General features: G+C 58.1%; 14 protein-coding genes and 1 tRNA gene. 7 read left to right on the top strand and 8 right to left on the bottom strand.

Annotation, left to right across the window (positions count from 1 at the left end; translation table 11 throughout):
* Positions 1–182: 182 nt before the first annotated feature.
* A complete protein-coding gene (locus PLJ71_17595; GenBank protein HQM50507.1) occupies positions 183–2447 on the bottom strand; it encodes an endonuclease/exonuclease/phosphatase family protein in 2265 nt (754 codons plus the stop codon).
* Positions 2448–3326: 879 nt separating this feature from the next.
* On the opposite strand from PLJ71_17595, the gene PLJ71_17600 reads away from it, so the two are divergent.
* Positions 3327–4460: a hypothetical protein gene (locus PLJ71_17600; GenBank protein HQM50508.1), complete on the top strand. Its 1134-nt coding sequence runs from the start codon at positions 3327–3329 to the stop codon at positions 4458–4460.
* A 16-nt stretch (positions 4461–4476) separates the two neighbouring features.
* Here the strand turns inward: PLJ71_17600 and PLJ71_17605 are convergent, their stop codons facing one another.
* On the bottom strand, positions 4477–5040 hold the full coding sequence (locus PLJ71_17605; protein ID HQM50509.1) for an IS630 family transposase: 564 nt from the start codon (positions 5038–5040) through the stop codon (positions 4477–4479).
* A 185-nt stretch (positions 5041–5225) separates the two neighbouring features.
* Positions 5226–5954 carry a hypothetical protein gene (locus PLJ71_17610; protein ID HQM50510.1) on the bottom strand — a complete coding sequence of 243 codons (729 nt, stop codon included), beginning with the start codon at positions 5952–5954 and terminating at the stop codon, positions 5226–5228.
* Positions 5955–6266: 312 nt separating this feature from the next.
* Between PLJ71_17610 and PLJ71_17615 the strand changes: the two genes are divergently transcribed.
* From PLJ71_17615 to PLJ71_17625, 3 genes are all read left to right on the top strand, one after another.
* Positions 6267–6680 (top strand): hypothetical protein, encoded by a 414-nt coding sequence (locus tag PLJ71_17615; protein HQM50511.1) that lies wholly within the window; start codon positions 6267–6269, stop codon positions 6678–6680.
* 96 nt (positions 6681–6776) lie between these two features.
* The gene (locus PLJ71_17620; GenBank protein ID HQM50512.1) at positions 6777–9227 is read left to right on the top strand and encodes an ATP-dependent Clp protease ATP-binding subunit; all 2451 of its coding nucleotides are present in this window, start codon (positions 6777–6779) and stop codon (positions 9225–9227) included.
* A gap of 116 nt (positions 9228–9343) precedes the next feature.
* Positions 9344–9928, top strand: coding sequence for an ATP-dependent Clp protease proteolytic subunit (locus PLJ71_17625; GenBank protein HQM50513.1), 585 nt, complete (start codon positions 9344–9346; stop codon positions 9926–9928).
* Positions 9929–10198: 270 nt separating this feature from the next.
* On the opposite strand, the gene PLJ71_17630 is transcribed toward PLJ71_17625, so the two are convergent.
* Positions 10199–10636 (bottom strand): integrase core domain-containing protein, encoded by a 438-nt coding sequence (locus tag PLJ71_17630; GenBank protein HQM50514.1) that lies wholly within the window; start codon positions 10634–10636, stop codon positions 10199–10201.
* A 680-nt stretch (positions 10637–11316) separates the two neighbouring features.
* Positions 11317–11394: transfer RNA gene (locus PLJ71_17635), tRNA-Glu, on the bottom strand.
* 237 nt (positions 11395–11631) lie between these two features.
* On the opposite strand from PLJ71_17635, the gene PLJ71_17640 reads away from it, so the two are divergent.
* Together PLJ71_17640 and PLJ71_17645 are read left to right on the top strand one after the other, a co-directional pair.
* Positions 11632–13008 carry a Gfo/Idh/MocA family oxidoreductase gene (locus tag PLJ71_17640; GenBank protein ID HQM50515.1) on the top strand — a complete coding sequence of 459 codons (1377 nt, stop codon included), beginning with the start codon at positions 11632–11634 and terminating at the stop codon, positions 13006–13008.
* Positions 13009–13105: 97 nt separating this feature from the next.
* Positions 13106–13939, top strand: coding sequence for a sulfite exporter TauE/SafE family protein (locus tag PLJ71_17645; protein ID HQM50516.1), 834 nt, complete (start codon positions 13106–13108; stop codon positions 13937–13939).
* A 119-nt stretch (positions 13940–14058) separates the two neighbouring features.
* Here the strand turns inward: PLJ71_17645 and cimA are convergent, their stop codons facing one another.
* Positions 14059–15648, bottom strand: a complete 1590-nt coding sequence (gene cimA / locus PLJ71_17650) for a citramalate synthase (protein ID HQM50517.1) — start codon at positions 15646–15648, stop codon at positions 14059–14061.
* A gap of 49 nt (positions 15649–15697) precedes the next feature.
* On the bottom strand, positions 15698–16930 hold the full coding sequence (locus PLJ71_17655; GenBank protein HQM50518.1) for a cofactor-independent phosphoglycerate mutase: 1233 nt from the start codon (positions 16928–16930) through the stop codon (positions 15698–15700).
* A gap of 141 nt (positions 16931–17071) precedes the next feature.
* Between PLJ71_17655 and PLJ71_17660 the strand changes: the two genes are divergently transcribed.
* Positions 17072–17728, top strand: coding sequence for a class I SAM-dependent methyltransferase (locus tag PLJ71_17660; protein HQM50519.1), 657 nt, complete (start codon positions 17072–17074; stop codon positions 17726–17728).
* A gap of 58 nt (positions 17729–17786) precedes the next feature.
* On the opposite strand, the gene PLJ71_17665 is transcribed toward PLJ71_17660, so the two are convergent.
* Positions 17787–19466, bottom strand: a complete 1680-nt coding sequence (locus tag PLJ71_17665) for an ABC transporter permease subunit (protein HQM50520.1) — start codon at positions 19464–19466, stop codon at positions 17787–17789.
* Between the last annotated feature and the right edge of the window lie 5 nt (positions 19467–19471).

Consider the following 19471-nt stretch of genomic DNA (forward strand, 5'->3'; position numbering starts at 1 on the left):
CACGCGGAGAGAACTGCGCACGTATTGGTCGTCGAAGTGAAAGAGCGAGCAAAAGCTAGATCTCGTCGCAGGAAATCGATCGAAATCCCGCCCGAAACGCACCGCCAAATCCTCGCCCTAATTAGCTTCGGGCCGCCGTTGGGTTCATTTGCCCTTACGGGATTCGGACCCCTGTGACAGAATCAAGGGCCGGCGTTGTTCGTGATTTCGCGGCTAAGATTGTAGGAGAAATAGTACATACCCGTATCATCGCCGTCGTCAGATACTTCGCCTTGCAGGGATTCCCGTTGCTCCGTGGAAGGCGCGATTATTGCAAAGTTGAACCAGTCATTCTGGGATGAATCATCGGGTTCCTGCAAGACGATATCCACTTCCATCGTAAACCGGATCGTCGGTAGAAAGTCCTCAATAGCGACGCTCGATCCCTCGTCGAACTTGCCAAGGTAGTAGTCGGTTATCACAGGGACAAAGTCGGCGTATACCGACATGTAGATCTCGTCGTCGTTGGCTGCGCCGTCGGTTTCCTCACCGCAATAGACCATCATCGGACAGGCACCCGGTACGCCGAGATTGGCGCCGTGCATAATGACAAGGTTGGTGTCCCACCGAATCCAGAACGGAACAGGCTGAAGTTGTTTTCGATGCAGTAGCAGATAATACCGGCCAGGATCCAATCCTGAGTTGCCAAGGTCGATCACCAATCGCCGGGACGTTTCATATACAGGCGGATTGGGGTCTATAAACGATTGCGTCTGCGCGGCCACTACGCTCCCGTCCTCCCGCTGCAACGTAAGTTCAAGGATGTCGGCGAAGTAGTTGGCCACCGTGAACGACAGGGACTGGTTCGCGCCATCGGTCGGCTGGATATGCAATTCAAACCACATTATGTCGTCAACGTTGATGAGCATGTCATCGGGGAACTTGCGCATTCCCCACGTGTTTGAGTTGAGCACGATGGCGTTTTCTTTGTCTCGCCCGTCAGCCTGGTAGATCAGGATGTCGTAGGGTCCCGTTTTGGACCGGTCTTCGTTGAAAACCCGAACGTAGACCGGCGGATTGGGCAGGCTGTACTTTGTGCAGGTATAGGGGATTTTGCTGCCCGGGGGCGTGATGGTTTCCGTCTCGCCATAGTAGGAGGCGGCCGGCCGACTCAGATCCCTGGATTCGTATAATTCGTATGATGCGCCTGACACGTAAATCAGGAAGGTTTCATATTTTGTCAGCATGTGCCATTGCATGCTGCCGGGGTACGTAATCTGCCCTTTCACGACACGATACAACGTCTGCTCTTTTTCGGGAAGAAATGGCGTGACCGGACTACAGTGGAGAGGTTGCCGGGCCTGCCGGTTCAGATCGATCGCAAGCGGAATGTGGTCGCTGAGATAGAGATCCCCGAATTTCCAAATGTCGTAGTCCTTCTTCATGTGCTGACTGCACAACAATTGATCGCCTGTACTCAGGGCCAACTGGTTCCGCAGGATATAGTCGAGCCGCTCTGACTGGGTCGGCATGCCATAGGTTAAACCGCGGTCAATCACCATTGGGATGCTGGTCGTGCCGGGCTGGACCGCGGGGGAATTCTCGTTAACCCAAGCATCTTTCAGCGGATTGCTGAAAAACACGCCTGGTGTGTTAAACCACTTCGACCATTCCCAAATATAGCCGTGTCCACAGGGAGCCAATGCATAGTAACCTGGGGGGACTTCATCGGCATCATGCAATTCCCAGTGCTGCTGATCGCCGTCCACGTTGAGATCGCCGCACAGGATCAAATCTTCCGTGTTTATTGCATCTCCGAGCACCTCCTGTATCAGCGCTTGAATATCTCCGAACTGCGCGTTGCGGGCCATGACCTCATCACCGCAGTCGCCTTCGCCATAGCTTGCGTTCAGGTGTGTAAACGCCACATTCAAAATTCGCCCAGTGTACGGGTTCTTGATACGCACCATGCCAACGCCCTTATCGGCCCAGCAATCCATGCCGGAACATTCCTCAAAGATTTCTGCCGGCACTTGTGACCCCCACACCGGCCGGGTGTTCCATGCATCGACGTCTGCGTCGCCCGATACCCGCCCGAATGGCAGAAACTTGAACTTGCTGAACAACATGAGCCCTGCGTCCTGCGTGAACACATCGTCGCTGGAGATCTTGTGAACATAACTTTGATAGACGGGTCCCAGCTTGGACCGAAAGATATCTTTTGCTTCGTCGCTGAAAACCTCGTTGAGGCAGACGATGTCGTAGTCTGAGTTGAGGATGTTTTGGGATATCATCTGTGCCCGTTCCGCGTTGCTCCCTCCAAATTCCGTGGCTATTTCCGGAACGCGCATGTTGACGTTGAACGTCAACAGCTTGATCGAATCCCCGTTATCTGGCTTCGACGTGGGACATCCCCACAGCACCACCCCACACAGGAACACTGCCAAGGGAATGTAACTCTGTCGCATGATGTGACCCTCAGTTGGTAAAGGAGTCGACCGAAAGAAACCCGAACGACGAAGGCATCGCACCGCACCCCCCAAGCCCCCCTAGCTATTCACATTACAATAGAACAACATCACCAAAGTTGCAATGGTAGTTGCGAGAAAATGCCAGCTCGGGCATGATTGAGTACTTCTAGGGGCGTCTCTGATTAGGGCGTAACGCCAATAGAAACAAATATTTGCGATTCCTCCAATCCAGATTGCGAAATGCATGTAAGCCATCTTGCCCAAGAATCCCGTCCGCAAGGACACAGCAGTTGTTACCGTGGCGGACCGGGCAGGCATCTCTCGTACGAGGACACTTCAACTCCTCAAGCTGATGGTAGTCCCGGCAGACTTGCGTGGACGTCTGAGCGAGGTGCCGAATTCGAGGGAAGCCCAACTGCGGACGTTGTCCAGATGAACCAGTTGGGGATGCGGGCGGTGACCACGGCCTTGACGGGGTGGACGAGCGAGCCGATCTTTGTGAAGTCGGATACGGTCATTTGCTGGCAGCGCAAGCGATTCAAAGGGTACTGGCGAAAGCCATCGGGTTCCCGCAATCCCGGCCGACCTCCTATCTCGGCGGAAGTGAGGGAAATGTAAGGGACGATGTCGCCCATGCACCCGACGCGGGGTTCGCCACGAATTGTGGGTGAATTGGCGAGGCCCGGTATCACGGTCACAATAAGGTCGTTCATGGATTTTCGACAAGGAGAGAAGCGCGAGTCGGAGCGACATGTCTTGGCCGTTACCATGGACAGAAAACTCGCTCAATTTTGGGCAACTTGCGCTATACTGAATTGACAAGCGCTGGAGAGGGGAAGCTTCGGTTTTCGTCGCGCGACGTGGAGGGGATAAGTCATGAGTCGACGTTGGTCCGCCGTATGGATTCTGCTCGTATGGGTCTCGATGGGGTGCCTGAGCTGTTCGAATTACACCATCACGGATCTGGGAACGCTCGGGGGAGATGACTACTCCCGCGCCGATGACATCAGCGAGAGTGGCCGTGTTGTCGGGGTCAGCCGCGTCCACGATTTCGTTTACCACGGTTATGTGTGGGACGGCGCGATGAACGACATCGGCGCGACTGCCGTGGACCACTGCAGCGCGGCGTTGGGAATCAACTCGGCCGGGCATATGGCGGGCGTCACTTCGGACACCCTCGACACTGCCAGCACTGCCAACATCTGGACCCCCATGACGGCCGCCTTGGCGCGCGTGCCGCTCCCGACGCTGGGCGGTACCGAGGCGGTGGCCGACCATATCAACGACAGCGATCAGGTAGCGGGAGCGAGCGACCTCGCCGTTGATTCGACGTCGTTCCATGCCACCCTGTGGACCGGGGGCACGCCGCAGGACCTTGGCTCGCTGGGGGGGACTTGGAGCTTTGCTCTGGACGTAAACGCCCAGGGAGAGGTGGTGGGATGGAGTTTGCTGGAATCGACCGAGCAAGCAAAGCCCTCCCTCGCCAACGTGCTCGAGGCGACCTACGCGGAACTGGGCCGCATTGGCTCCGAGAAGACCGTCGGCTCGTTCCCGTTTCCGTCCACCATGCACGCTTTCTACTGGGACGGCAGCGAAATGAGCGACTTGGGCACTCTGGGAGGTTCCGGAAGCATCGCCACGTCCATCAACGACATCGGGCAGATCGTCGGCATGAGCTATCTGGCCGGCGATACGGTCCAGCACGCCGTGTACTGGAGCAATGACGGCATTGAAGACCTGAAAACCCTTGGAGGCCAGAACAGCATCGCCCTCGATATCAACAACAAGGCCCAGATCGTCGGCAAGAGCCAAGTTAAGGGCGGGGCGTGGCACGCGTGCATATGGGTTGAAAGCAATCCCATCGACCTTAACAGCCGCCTTGACCCACCCTCGACAGATTGGGTGCTTGAGGAGGCTATAGCCATCAACGACGACGGCCTCATTGCCGGCACAGGCACGCACAGCGGCAACATGCGCCCCTTCCGACTGACACCTATATCTACGCCGTAATTGCTGCAGGAACTGGCTATCCGCGGAAAACCGTGCGGTTTCGTACGCGGCGGGGGTCCTGTTCGAGCTCTGCGAGTGCTTCGGCCAGCCGGTCTTCTACGGCCTCCATGCTTTGGAAGACCACATTGTGAAACTTCTTCTCACGAACTTCGTCCCGGAGATGCTCCACGGGATTGAGCTCAGGGGAGTATGGCGGCAAGCGAAGAGGGCGAATCGTTTCGGGCACCTTGAGCGCCTTGGCGGTGTGCCAACCCGCCCCGTCCAGGACCACGAGAATGAACTCGCGCGGATGACGCCGGACCAATTCTTCAAGAAACAACGACATGGATCGGGCATCCACCTCCGGTAACACCAGCGAGTCGAGGATGCCATCGTGGGGACCAACCGCGGCATAGGCGTGCGTGTACTCTCGGACAAACTCAGCGTGAACCCGCGGACGCATGCCACGGGGCGCCCAGCAGTGTGAGGGCTCGGTGATGCGGCCAAACCGCGCCTCGTCCTGAAACATCAGCCGTACGCGCCGCCCCAGTTTGGAGTGCCGGGTTACTTCCGCTTGGAGCGCGAGTGCGGAGCAGTTCACTGCAATTGGTAGCGGGCTAGGGATTCGGCCTTTGGCCCACGTGCGGTCAAAAGAATCATCACAGATGGCGGCGTTCACGAAGTAGAACGATTTAAAGTGTTTTCCTTGGGAGCTTCCTATATAACTCTTTTGGGAGGCTGTCAAGCGTTTGCAGAATATATTGCCCAGACATTGACCACACGAGATTACAACAAGAGACCAAAACAAAGCGCAGCAACAATTCCCGGAGCCGCAAGTGCCCCGCAGAAGTAAACAGCTACTGCCTGTGGAAATGTCAAGCGGTATCTGGCTTGCATGACGAGACACCAGACGCCCCCCGATATCAGAAATGCCAATACGGGATTCAAGAACGCCGGCAGAATTCCAGCAGCAAGAGCCAGAAGATTCGCCGCGATCACCACAACAGTAATGTCGAATAAATTCATCGCCAATGAGTGCCTCGGAAGCCGCCCGAACCGCTTTACTATTGTATAAATCGCGCAGTTTTGAACGATGAGCATCACACCCATTCCCAATATGGTGACTACATCCTTCGCGCCGTCTCCAGTAGGCGGCGAGGCCGCAAATAATATTATTCCGGGCACGAAGATCAGGGCGGCGACTACCGCCAAAGCAGCGGCATCTTGGTACTTCCTGTGACTAGCGCGCGTGCGTTTTTCGGTTGACTGCCCATAGGCAGAGGCTCCGCTTGGTTGTGGAAACAGGAGCTTACGCACCCTCGGAACCACAAATACAATCAGCACCAAGAAAATGACCACCGCGAAAAGTGCCGACATGATCAGCGCAAGCGCTCTGCTTGAACCTTCTGACTGCGCAATCGGTTCCGTCGCCTGCGGTTTCGCCGACGCGGCTCGCGAAAAAGGTTTCGCTGGTCTAGGGGCCAGGAGCGGCACGGCTTCTTCAGCTTCGGGCACGCTGTCCTCGGCTCGTTGAGCGATAGGTGCGCTCTCACCGTCCTGTTGAGCAACAGGCGCAATGGCCTCGGTTTGTTCGGTAGCTGGGGCGCTTTCACCGGCCTGGTCTTTTGCCGCCCCTTCGGGCTGCGCCCACCAGGAATCACCAACTCTCCCCTAACCCAAGCCCACCAATTCTCCCAAATGTGCTGAAACTCAACAAAGCTTGCCTGTCTGAACAGCAACTTGCCCCCGCATGAACACAAGCGTCTTTCGCCAAAGGTTCTCGGTTTGTTTCTGGCGCATTCGTGGCCAGGAAACCTTCGGGAACTCATGCGATGTCTTGAAGTGGCTCACTCACTCACGCTTCCGGAAGAAAGGGAGATCGACTGCCAGCACCTTCCGGAACGTTTTCTCAGGGGGATGGGTGTAGCCCAAGAAGGCCAACTGCGTCTGACCGCAGAAGTGGATACGAGCAAGACGCTCGACGAAAAACTAGGTGAGTTGGAACGCGCATATCTTGCCGCCATGATCGGAGAATGTGAGGGGAATCTATCGGAGGTGTCGCGACGGGCGGACAAGGCACGTCAGACAATACTGAACAAGCTCAAGGGTTTTCGGACATGGCTTGCGCAAGGGCAAGGCCCGCAAATTGAATTCGAGCGCTCCCAATTGCAGAAACTCGCCGGGATGCATTGGAGAGTCATTGAGCGCGAAGCGGGGGCTGACGAAGAGATTCAGGCGTAGCGCCCGCAGATAGGTATACGCGATACAGTGTATTGTCGGGACTGGCTGTGTGAATCCGGGACTGAAAAACATCACGGGTCAAAAGAGGATTTCATTGTGGCAATAGACATGTCGGCGGGTACGAAAGTGATCTTTGCTGTGGCGGCTTTAGAAGCAGCAGCGGGCCGATGCCGGGAACTGGGCAGTGAACACGTGTTCCTGGCCATGTGCAAGATATGCGACCTTGACAAAGACGAAGTCAGCCGGATTGCGGAGGCAACCCAGGTCTCTTTAGCGGAAATGCAGGCCGAAGCGGACAACTTGGGAAGCTTACTTTCGGAAGCCCATGTTGACCTCGTCGAGGCCCGACGGCGGCTTCGCAAGCTTCTCGAGAAGCAACAGGGCATCGAGGGCGAGTTCGGCGGTCATCGCTCTGAAGCATGCCTGCGAGCATGTTACGCTGCAGAGCGCCGCGCGCTCGTTTTGGGAGGCACTGCGCTCTCTCCCGCGCATCTGCTTTGGGCGGTTGTCAGCAGCGGCTGTCTTTTGGTCAGACAAGCCGTGGGCGAGTCTACAGGCGGGTGGAGCGACTTGTGCCATGTTTGCGGTGTGGAGCCATCGGTACCTTTGGCCCAAAGTGGTTTTCCCGAGAAACTGGAGCATGCCCGCGCCGGGGTTCAAGACGTCGAGAATGCAAGCGGCGTCAAAGTGGAAGCGGGGAAAGGGGCTTCGAAAACGCCTTTCCTGGATCGCTTCGGGCGAGATCTGACTCACTTGGCGCGAGAGAACAAGCTTGGCCCTTGTGTTGGACGTAAGGACGAAATGCGCAGCGTTGCCCATATCCTAAGGCGTCGAAGCAAGAATAATCCGGTCCTCGTGGGGGACCCCGGTGTGGGCAAGACGTGTATCGTGGAAGGGCTGGCGCACCGCGTTGTGCATCCGGAGGCCCCTGAGGCGATACGGTCCTGGCGAATTGTCGAAATCTCCATGTCGGAGCTGATTGCGGGCTGCATTTACCAAGGTCAGTTTGAGGAACGCATGCAGACGGTCATATCGGAAGCCCGCGCCGACCGGAATCTGATCCTTTTTCTCGACGAACTCCATACCATGATTGGAACGGGAGGCGCATCAGGCAAGGGGATGGATGCGGGCCAGATACTCAAGCCGGCACTGGCGCGGGGCGATATACGGCTCATTGGGGCGACAACAACGGCGGAGTATCGGAAATTCATCGAGCCGGACGGCGCCCTGGAGCGGAGGTTCCAAGTGGTATGGGTCAGCGAACCTAGTCGGGCAGAAGCCGTAGAGATCCTTGAAGGGATCCGTCCGAAATTGGAAAAACACCACGGCGTTGTGCTCGATCTCGAGGTTATCGAGAAAACGGTGGCATGGTCCATGCGGTATCTTCCGGACCACCGCCTGCCCGACAAAGCCATTGATATTATCGATCAGGCCGCTGCTAAGAAAGCGTTGCGAACGCTGTCCCCGCAGGAATTGAAGAGCGACAGGACCATGGACATTTACGGCGACCGAGGGGAGCGCATCACGGAACAGGATATCGCCGCAGTCATCTCGGAGCGTTGCCAGGTGCCGGTCGGAGCGATTGCTGTCGATGAGAGCGCGAAGCTGATGGGTATGGAAGTGGCGCTGGCATCTCGCGTGAAGGGACAGGACGAGGCCATTAAGGTTGTATCTTCCGCGATACGGACTGCCCGGGCCGGTCTGAAGAAGGCTAACCGTCCGGTCGGCGTCTTTCTGTTTTTGGGGTCGACGGGAACCGGGAAAACAGAGCTTGCCAAGACTCTCGCGGAGTTCTTGTTCGGCTCCGAGGAGACCCTGATCCGGTTTGATATGTCTGAATTCGGCGAGAAGCATAATGTTGCCCGTCTGGTCGGAGCGCCACCCGGGTATATTGGGCATGATGAAGAGGGCCAACTGACAGGTCGGGTCCGGACGCGGCCTTACAGCGTTATCCTTTTCGACGAAATTGAGAAGGCACACACGGATGTTTTCGACATCTTCCTTCAGATTTTCGACGACGGGCGTTTGACGGACGGTAAAGGCCGCCGAACGAGTTTTACCGAGAGCATTATCATTATGACGTCAAACCTGGGCGCCGCATCGGCTCATGGCCAGGCAAAGCGGCCAATAGGAGTCGATTTGGCGTCGTCGGGCGCGGAAGAGGGAGACGGCGAGCGGGCCGCGTACCGCAAGAGGCTTTGTGATGCTGCGAAGTCTGTGTTTCGTCCCGAATTGCTCAATCGTATAGAGCACCAGGTGATTTTCTACCCCTTGCCCCGAGAGATCGTTTTTCAAATCCTTGACCGCATGATTGGTTTGCTGAACCAGATGCTTGCCGACAGGCGCATTACAGTACAGCTGTCGGAGGAGGCCAAGAAGCTTTTGCTTGACGAGGGTTATAGCGAGGCCTATGGGGCGAGGGAGCTCGAGCGCGTGTTTGAACGCCGAGTTGCTGCGCCGTTGGCGGAGCAACTTCTGGCGGGGCGGTTTTCTCCCGGCAACGAGATCCGAATCGACGTTTGTGAAGGCGGATTGCGCTTTGGCTGAGGATTTCAAGAACCGGCTGGACGCCGTTCGGGGGACGTTTTCCGTCGGAACGAATTGAAGAAGAGGGCGGCGTATACCGCTGGGAGTTCCAGCGCAAATGTGCGGAGGAGCAATAGATGGGGTTTCTCAAGGTGCCTTACGTACAAGAGGAGACAGCACATGGGATTCGGACCACAGACTTGTACTCGCGTTTGTTGTCTGAGCGAATCGTGATGCTGACCGGGGAAGTAGATGATGACGTAGCCGATCTAATAACATCGCAGCTCTTTTACCTGGAGAGCGCCAACCCCGAGAGCGACATCCTTTTCAATATCAACAGTCCCGGTGGGGCTGTCACGGCGGGGCTGGCGATCTACGACGTCATGCAGTACGTCAAGTGTGACGTCGCTACCATCTGCTTGGGCCAGGCCGCGTCGATGGGCGCTGTACTGCTGGCAGGCGGCACGGCCGGAAAGCGCATCGCCATGCCCAACTCACGCGTGATGATCCATCAGCCGCTGGGAGGCGCTCAGGGGCAGATCTCCGACATGGCGATCCACGTGAAAGAGGGGCAACGCCTGAAAGAACGGCTCAACGAGATTCTCGTCAAACACACCGGTCAACCGATAGATGTTATCCAGCGAGATACTGACCGAGACTTCTTTCTGACGGCCGAAGAGGCGAGAGACTACGGTCTCGTGGACCGCATTGCCACGCGCTAGAGCAGCGGCATGCTTGCTCGAAAGCCGTTCTCGCAGGGTCCAAATCGGCTGTGATTGGCGTGGCTGTCTTGACTATCCGTGTCGCGAATCCGTCTGGTTCTGAATAACATGTCTGGAGTATTGTCTTATGGCATACACGAATTCACCCTAACGGCTGTCAGGCGCTTGCCGATGGCCACTGCGAAGCGCAGCCTTGCCACGAGACCGTCATCCAGAGCCGGAGAGTATTCAATGTTCAGGTCTCGCTAGTCCGGGTGCCCTGCCCCCAGTTTATGCACCAACCGGAATGAGAGTATTTACGTTGGTTTGCTGTTCTGTACCCGGGGCTTTCGCATTACCGGAACGCAGGGAGGCCGTAGGCCGACCGGAGTTGCGGCAATGCGCGGCGAATTCCGCCGGGGTCATGTAATTCAAACTGCTGTGGGGATGTTCTTCATTGTATTCGTTGCGCCAGGCTTCTACCACCTCCTGAGCGTGTCGGCCGTCCAGAAACACGTGCATGTTCAAACATTCGTCGCGAAATCTGTCATGGAAACTTTCAATATACGGGTTTTCCCACGGGCTGCCCGGCGTGATGTAGATGGTTTCGGCGCCGCGCTCGGCAAGCCAGGACTGCAGGGCTTTAGCCGTCAGCTCGGGACCGTTGTCCGAGCGAATGTACCGCGGCGCGCCGTGGATCAGGAAGAGCCATTCGAGCGATGCGATCACCTTGGCCGCCCCGATCGAACGCTCTGCTCGGATGCGCAGGGAGGCTTCAGTTCGTCGCCGCGGGCCGTGCCCGGTGCAGAACCTGAAAGTCTGAGTTAGATTTGACGATGACGTTTCAGAAGAGTGTGTGCTGTCGGGCCAGGCTTGAATTGCGGCGTCAGCATTATGCGTGCTCGCACTGCGGGCAGATGGTCCCGTCGTGGTTCCTGTTTGAAGAGCGCGCATTCAATCGGGAGTATTTCAAGGAAGCAATGCGGAGGTCCCGCGACAACAAAGAACGCCGCCTGGCCAAGGTGAAAGAGCTCATGGCTTCCTCACGATCAACCGCCTTAGCATTGACGGACCTGGCTGGGTTGGATGAGGTCCCTGGACTGGTGGAGGACCTCGACGCGGTCATTGGCAGTGTGCCTTAGGTTGAACTCACGGACTTGCGCGGTCCCGGCGGTTTCATCATGGGTGATTACCGCGAAGCCATCCTTGACTATCTGGATGGGACTTGTAGTGCGGTTTCCCGTAGATGGAGTACTTAATCCCCCACAGTCTTACCGCGTCTGTGGAGAGTCCTCATGCCCCGGGTGCTCTTACGAGAGTAGCTGAATTCTGGCTACAATTTGTCAAGGCGGCAAAGAAAACGCCAAGGACTTCTTGGTTGTAAGTCCTTGGCGTTAAAGGCATTAAAATGGCGACCCCAACGGGATTTGAACCCGTGTCGCCAGCGTGAAAGGCTGGTGTCCTAGGCCAGACTAGACGATGGGGTCGTCGACTATCGAGCGTGTATTTGAGCAGGTTTCGCATCGCCCCATGCCGGGCGATAACTGGGAATATATACCATATCGTTAAAGGGGAATTCAAATTCACGCGGGCCCGCTTGGGCGCGTGCGGCCGGTTGCATTTTCGCGCCAGAATAAGCGATCATGGACGCTCGAACCGAAACCCGGGTTTTCGCGGCAACGTTTCCATCAGACCCGCTACCCGCAGCAGAGGAGATGTGCGATATGAGCATGAGCCGCAGGAGATTTCTCGGCACCACCGCATCGGCGGTCATCGTTGCCGGCGCCATGGCAAAGGGGCGCGTTTTCGGGGCCAATGAACGTGTCAACGTATGTGTAATGGGCATCAACGGCCGCGGCAAGAGCCATATCAAAGGCTTCGGCGCCGTCGCACAGGCACAGGTCGCCGGATTGTGCGACGTGGATACCACCTTGTTCGACAGCCGCGTCGAGGAATACTTCACCCGGCGCAACCTGCCAAAGCCAAAGACGTACGCGGATATCCGCGAGGTGCTTGACGACAAAGACATCGATGCCATTTCGACCGCCACGCCGAACCACTGGCACTCGCTGGCAACCATCTGGGCATGCCAGGCCGGCAAAGACATGTACGTCGAAAAGCCCATGACCCACAACATCTACGAGGGTCTCAAAGTTGTCGAGGCCGCAAAGAAATACAACCGTATCGTGCAGCACGGCACCCAGCTCCGAAGCAATCCCGGATTCCAGGAAGGCATCCAGTTGCTCAAGGACGGGTTTATTGGCGACGTCTACATGGCCCGCTGCGTGTGCTACAAATGGCGCGGCGACATCGGCAAGGGCGTCCCCGGCGAACCGCCGAGCACCCTCCGGTGGGACCTCTGGCAAGGCCCGGCCAAAGAGCAGCCGTTCATGGTCAAGGTCAGCAATCCGAAGGAAGGCATCTACGTGCCCTACTTCTGGCACTGGGTGTGGGAATACGGCAACGGCGACATCGGCAACCAGGGCGTCCACCAGCTTGATGCCGCGCGCTGGGGTCTCGGCGTCAACACCCCCTACCGGGTCTCGTCGATGGGCGGCTTGTTCCTGTGGGATGACGCAAAGCAGGTTTACAACGTATCTTCGTCGTCCTTCATGTTCAAGGGCCAGGACGGCAAAGACAAGATCATGACCCTCGAGGTGCGGCCGTGGTACACCAACGAGGAAATGGGCGGCACGTCGTTCGGCGTCATGTTCTATGGCTCGGAAGGCGTAATCACGTTCCCGAGCTATTTCGGGTACATTGCTTACAAGTGCAAGAAGTTCGGCGACAGCGACATGGTCGAGGCACAGAAACGAATGGACGGCGACGACAAGAACCACTACCAGAACTTCATTGACTGCGTGCTCAGCCGCGACGCCAGCAAGATTACCGCGCCGCCCATCGAAGGGCATTACTCCTCCGCCTTGTCTCATTACGCGCTCACCGGCGCGCGCATCAACCGCGTCCTCGAGATCAACGACCAGACCGGCGAGATTACCAACGTCGACTGGTCGAGCATTCCCGGTCTCACCGAAGAACAGGCGACCCTCTATCTCAAGCGCGATTACCGCGAGGGATTCGAGGTCCCCGAAGAAGTCTAGGCATACCACACGCCAACACGGCACCCGCCCGGCGCGGTCCCCACGGCCGCGCCGGGCGGTGTCGCTTCCCAAGAGGTGGACAGGTATAATCCCGCGCATGTTTTCCCAATTTGTCAATGACGGCGTGCCCGCACCGGTGTTCTGGGCGTTTGTGGGCGCCGCGATCATCATTCAAGGCATAAGCAAGTCAGGGTTCGCGGGCGGCGCGGGCATTTTGTCCATGCCGCTCATGTTCTTCGTGATGCCCGTGAACCGAGCCGCCGCCGTAATGCTGCCCCTTCTCATCCTGTGCGACATGAACGCCATTTACCATCATCGGCGCAACAAAGACTGGAAAACCGTGCTTCGGCTCTACATTCCCTCTGTGTTTGGAATTGCCGCAGGCGCGGCAGTCTGGTGGTGGATTGGCCGGGAAGGCGTTGAAGGCTACGGCATCTGGATCAAACGCTTCGTGGGCGTCATTGCCATGGTGTTCGCCGTGTACATCGCCTGTAAAGAGATGGCCATGGCATGGATCGACCGGTTCCGGCCGGGGGCCGCCGCGGGCTGGGCTGCCGGCCTTGCCGCGGGGTTCACGTCGACCATCGCGCACGCGGCCGGCCCTATCGTGAGCCTCTACATCTTCACGCAGGACCTGGGCAAGACCCTCTTTGTGGGAACGGTCGCCTGGACGTTCACCCTCATCAACCTCTCCAAACTCCCCTTCTATTTCGGAGTTGGGCTGCTCGAAAAGGACGTGTTGCTTTTTGGAGCGGTGCTGGTACCCCTCATCCCCGTGGGGTCGTGGCTGGGAAAATGGATGCACCACCGCGTATCCGAAACGCTGTTCAACCGCATTATCCTCGTGCTTGTATTTATCGCGGGTGTTCAGCTGTTCTTCGGCTTCGACCCTGTCATGTGGGCGCTGAAATTGTTCGGGGGCGACGGTTGAGCGGGTCCCCGTCCCCGAAGCCGCCGAAGACCAACACGAAATAGTCCCCTGGGCTCGCGGAACGCCCACGCGGCATTTCTATTGCGCTTGCCAGCCGAAACGGTGTGAGATTCGCGCTCTCAGTCCACTTTGTAGCCGCGCGAGTTCAACAGCTTGTATTCGATACTGTCCACCAGCGCCTGATACGACGCCGCCACGATGTTGCCCGAAACCCCGACCGTGTACCACGACATCTCGCCGTCGCTCGACTCGATGAGCACGCGGGTAACGGCCGCCGTGGCTGCCTGCGCATTCAGGATGCGGACCTTGTAGTCGTCGAGGTGCACGTCCCGCAGCTCAGGATACGTACCCTCCAGCGCTTTCCGGAGGGCGTAGTTGAGCGCATCGACAGGACCTTCTGCCTCGGCGGCGGTATGCATGCGCGTGCCGTCGGGCAATTCGAGCTTGACGGTAGCCTCCGAAATGGCCGGGCTGTCGGCGTCGTGGCGGTCCACGCTGGTGCGGAACCCGCGCAGCTTGAAAAAGGTGCGGTACTGTCCCATGGCTTTGCGCAACAGGAGCTCGAGCGACGCATCCGCCCCCTCGAATTCATACCCCTGGTTCTCGAGGTCCTTGACCTGCTTCAAGGCTTCGTGCGTTTCGGGAGCGTCGCGATCGAGATCGAGCCCGAGCTCCTTGGCCTTCTGCAACAGACTCGACCTGCCCGACATCTCGCTCACCGAGATGCGGGTCTGGTTGCCCACCGTCTCAGGCGGGATGTGTTCATAACTGACCTTGAGCTTCTTTACGGCGTCAGCGTGCATGCCGCCCTTGTGCGTGAACGCATCGCGCCCTACGAACGGATCGAAATCGCGCTGACCCATGTTGGCCAGTTCCGCCACGAGATACGATAGACGGGTCAGCTGGCGAAGCTGGTCCTCCGACACCACCTCGCACCCCATCTTGAGCTGCAGGTCGGGAATGACCGTGCAGAGGTTCGCGTTGCCTGTCCGCTCGCCATAGCCGTTGATGGTGCCCTGGACATGCACCGCGCCCGCATGCACGGCGGCGATGGTGTTGGCCACGCCGCAACCGCTGTCATTGTGAGCGTGAATTCCGAAAACGGCTTTGGGAAGGCGCGTGCGCGAAGCATGGGTCGCCTCGCCAATGCTCCACGGCAGGCTCCCGCCGTTCGTGTCGCATAGCGCCAGCACTTCCGCGCCCGCATGCCAGCCGCGTTCCAGCGCGGTCAGCGCATATTCGCTATCTTCACGGTAACCGTCAAAAAAGTGTTCGGCATCGAGAATCACGCGGCGGCCTTGAGATTTGAGATAGGCCACGGACTCCTCGATCAGCCTGAGGTTCTCTTCGAGGCTGACCCGCAAGACTTGTTGCACGTGGGTAGGCGAGAATTTCGCGAAGATGGTAACGACCGGCGTGTCGGCTGCAAGCAATGCCTTGATGTTGGGATCGTCCTCCACCGCATTCTTGGCGTGGCGCGTGCTGCCGAAGGCCGCCATTACAGCGTGCTTCATCTCCAGGTCCTTGGTGCGCCTGAAGAGTTCGGCCGCTTTCGGATTCGAGCCCGGCTGCCCGCCCTCGATAAAGGAAACGCCGAAGGCGTCCAGTTCCTGCACGATGCGAAGCTGGTCCTCGGACGAAAACTTCACACCCGGCCCCTGCGCCCCATCGCGAAGGGTTACGTCGTATACTTCGACTCGTTGTGCCACGCTTATGCTCTCCTCCCCCGCCGCCGACGCACGCCCACCAACACGCGCTTCAGGTTATCTGAAAACTATGCGCATCGAGACGGTCCGTGCGAATGATCCACGGAATCAGGGCATAACCAGGGTCGATGACCAGGCCGCCCGCTTCAGCCGAAGCCTCATCATACCGCGCAACGCCGTTCGATGCCACGCCGCATCCCCATACCGCAAAGGGCACCGGCCCGCCCGCGTGGGTGCGGCTGCTCAGAGCGGTGACATGATCCGGCGCGGCAAGGACACGCCAATCCGCGTGTGACCGGGCAGCCTCGAGACACGGTCCCACAACACGGCTATCGAACGCTTCGATGGCCGCGATCTTCTTGTCGATAATGCCTTCGTGAGCGCATTCGTCGGGCGCCTCAACATGGACATAGACAAAGTCCACGCGTTCAAGGGCGCGCAAGGCCGCCTCGACCTTGCCCTCGTAATTCGTATCGATATACCCCGTCGCGCCGGGCACATTAATCACCTCGAGGCCCGCGCACACGCCAATGCCTTTCACGAGGTCAACGGCTGAAATGACGGCCCCGGAAACGCCGAAACGTTCCCTGTACGTTTCCATCCGCGGCGCTTGGCCCTGCCCCCACAACCAGATCGAGGTCGCTGGAAGATGACCCGCGGCTCTGCGGGCCGCATTGACCGGGTGCCCCTCGAGAATGGGCCGCGACCATTCCATCAGCATCCGGAGATACTCTCCGGCAGGACCCTTGGGCAGATGTTCGCCGTACGGCTGGTCCGAGATATCATGGGGCGGCGTGCAGACGGTCGCTACCAACGCGCCGGGCTTGACTTCACCGCCCGGGATCACGGCAAGATGTCGGTAGCTGACGCCGGGATAGAACGAGCAAGCGTGCGGGCATTCCGCATCAAGCGTGCGGATCAGCTTCGCGGCCTCCTCGCTCGAGATGTGGTCCGCCGTAAAGCTCTTCATCACGCCGTCGTCCAGCGTGACCAGGTTGCAGCGAAAGGCCACGTCGTCCGGGCCCAGCGAAATGCCTTGGTTCGCGGCCTCGAGCGGCGCGCGGCCCGTGAAGGTCCCGTGAGGATCGTAACCGAACAACGAAAGGTTGCCGATGTCACTGCCCGGCGGCAAATCTCTGGGAATGGGCCAATACAGGCCGCATAGCCCTTCAGACGCAAGGGCATCCAGCGCGGGAGTCGACGCCAGTTGCAAGGGCGTCCGGCCACCGCGCGCATCAAGAGGGAAATCGGCCATGCCGTCCCCAATAAGGCATAAGAACTTCACGGGGAAGCCTCCACAGCATAACCACCTGAGAATGAACGCGGGAGAATAGCATTACGAACAAGGCAAAGTCAAACTATCCCGTTGGCGCATCATAAGTTCGGTCAAGTCCATAAAATACGAATACGGAGAATTATAAGAAATATGACACCCCGCCACACAGGCCAGGATGAGGTTCAACAACTGTGCCTTCAGCTCATCGACGGCCAGGTTGGTCCGGATGCCGCCGCGACGCAAAAGGCGCTCCTGGCCTTCTGCGCCCTTGTCAAGAAATGGAACCCCTTTGCCTCGCTGGTATCTTCCCAAGACGCCGAACGGCTCTGGCTTCACATCGCCGATTCACTCAGCCTGCTCGAAACCATCCATCGCCTGGGTGGCTCTTTGCCCCGGCTGTTCGACATCGGGAGCGGGGCCGGATTTCCGGCTATCCCCTTGGCATTGGCCATGCCCGGCCTGCAGGTTACAATGGTCGAGCGGTCCCGCAAAAAGGCGGGTTTCCTCGAGAATGCCCTCGGCGAACTGGCACTTCTGCCGCGCGCAACAATACTGCAAGGGACGTTTCCGCAGGAGATCGCCCTGGAAAAGCCCGGCGGATGGCTTATCACCGCACGCGCGGTGGAAGACCCCGGGAACCTGTGGCCGGGTGTGCGTGCTCTGGTGCAAGAAGGCGCCACTTTCCTCTGCCAATGGCCTGATTTGCCGCTTGGGGCAGACAAAATGTTCCACGTGGAACAGTTAATTGATGACTGGACCCAAACCGGGCTCCGGCGCGGCTCTCTCCACATAATCCAAAACCGGTGATCGCTCGAAAGAACCCGCAAGCCCTCTCCTGCCCCCAAAAGGTTCCACGTGGAACCTTCTACCCTTTCATCCCCGTCAAGGTGATGCCCTGAATGAACTCCCGCTGCGCCACAAAGAACAGGATTATGATGGGCAAGGTCATCATTACAGCCCCCGCCATCATCAGGCCGTAGTCCCCAGTCTTGAACACCTTCAGCGCAAACAATCCAAGGCTCAACGGATACAGCGCCTGGTCATTGACATAGATCAGCGGCCCCATGAAGTCGTTCCACACAGCCAGCGACGTGAAGATCCCAATCGTCGCCAAGGCGGGTTTTATCAAGGGCATGATGATCCGCCAGTAAATCCCCAGGTATCCGCACCCGTCAATCTTCGCGCTGTCCTCCAAATCCCCCGGGATGCTCCGCATGAACTGCCGCAGCAGGAAAATGTAGAACGCGCTTCCAAAGAACGACACCACCCACAACGGTTTCAGGGTGTTGTACCATCCGAGATTCTTGAATATGAGGAACACCGGAATCATTGTCACCTGCGGCGGAATCATCAAGGTCGCCAAAACCAAAAAGAAACAAAAATCCCGTGCCGGCCATCTCAGCCGCGCAAACGAGAACGCAACCAGCGAGGACCCCACAATCTGCCCCAACACATTCAGCACCACCAACACCAGACTGTTCCGCAGATACATCGTCACTGGAATCATTCGCAGCACTTCACGGTAGTTGAACATATACTTGTTCGCGACCGCTTTCGGCCGCAATGCCCGGTTGAAATCCAGCGTGACCCGGAGTCTGCCCTGTTCACGGAAATCCGACGGTCCTGCCTCCCTTATCCGCAGCCAGTTTTTGGTTTCGACCGAGTGGTCCATCTCGCTTGGGAACTGCCATGCCCATTCCTGCCACTGGTCGCTCCCCAGAAAACCCTTTTGAACGGATTCATACCGCACGCCTGCCATCTCGAGCGTGCAGTTCACCTCGTGCCAAGAGCGGTCGGCATGATTGCTGACCACTACCTTCTTGAGGTTCTCGGGCGCCATGTTCATCGGCACAATCGCCTGAACCGTGAACGAATCCTGGTTTTCGAAGGAATAGTGCAGCTCCTTCGATGCGCGCCGGAGACCCGTCTTCCTGTCCACGAGCTGGACATTGCTTCCCTTAGCCACCGTCCATGGGATATAGCCCCCTTCCGTGGGGTATTCCACCGACATATCCCAGCCGTGCAAGACCACGTCTGAGAGCGAGGCCCGCCGGTAGACCATGTCAAAGACCTCGTACACGATCTCATCGGTCACCTCGCCGCCGAACCAGGACGTCACCACCAACTCGTTTTTCTCGAACAGATGGTCCGGCGCGCGCTTGAGCACCCGGTTGAAAACACCCTTTGCCAGGTCGGGCTCCCGCAGATACTGCCCGTACAGGCCGGGCAGGCGGCCCTGCATAGACACCAGACGCTCCGTGATTGCGGCTTCAACAGGCCCCGCGAGACGCTCCCAGTCTTCCTCCCTGACGCGTACCGGGCGCACGGGCTTCTCATTCTCGCGAATCCGTATGTATGGAGAGCTTGCCACTCCCTCGGGAATCTGCGGCACCCATTTCGGCGGATACATCTCGTCCGGAACCTTGCAGCTCGTGCTGAACAGCCAGATGAACGGAATCGCAAAGACAAACGACCCCATCGCCAACACGACGTGGAGAAAAGCCCGCCTCGCTATCCGCTCAACCTTTCCAATGCGTCGAACCACTGGCG

It is taken from the genome of Candidatus Hydrogenedentota bacterium (assembly GCA_035416745.1).
Lineage (GTDB): Bacteria > Hydrogenedentota > Hydrogenedentia > Hydrogenedentales > SLHB01 > UBA2224.

Bases quoted from the DNA above. Each gene is read 5' to 3' on its own strand.
- PLJ71_17640 (HQM50515.1), top strand. From the start codon at position 11,632: ATGAGCATGAGCCGCAGGAGATTTCTCGGCACCACCGCATCGGCGGTC.
- PLJ71_17625 (HQM50513.1), top strand. From the start codon at position 9,344: ATGGGGTTTCTCAAGGTGCCTTACGTACAAGAGGAGACAGCACATGGG.
- PLJ71_17660 (HQM50519.1), top strand. From the start codon at position 17,072: ATGACACCCCGCCACACAGGCCAGGATGAGGTTCAACAACTGTGCCTT.
- PLJ71_17600 (HQM50508.1), top strand. From the start codon at position 3,327: ATGAGTCGACGTTGGTCCGCCGTATGGATTCTGCTCGTATGGGTCTCG.
- PLJ71_17595 (HQM50507.1), bottom strand. From the start codon at position 2,447: ATGCGACAGAGTTACATTCCCTTGGCAGTGTTCCTGTGTGGGGTGGTG.
- PLJ71_17645 (HQM50516.1), top strand. From the start codon at position 13,106: ATGTTTTCCCAATTTGTCAATGACGGCGTGCCCGCACCGGTGTTCTGG.
- PLJ71_17615 (HQM50511.1), top strand. From the start codon at position 6,267: ATGCGATGTCTTGAAGTGGCTCACTCACTCACGCTTCCGGAAGAAAGG.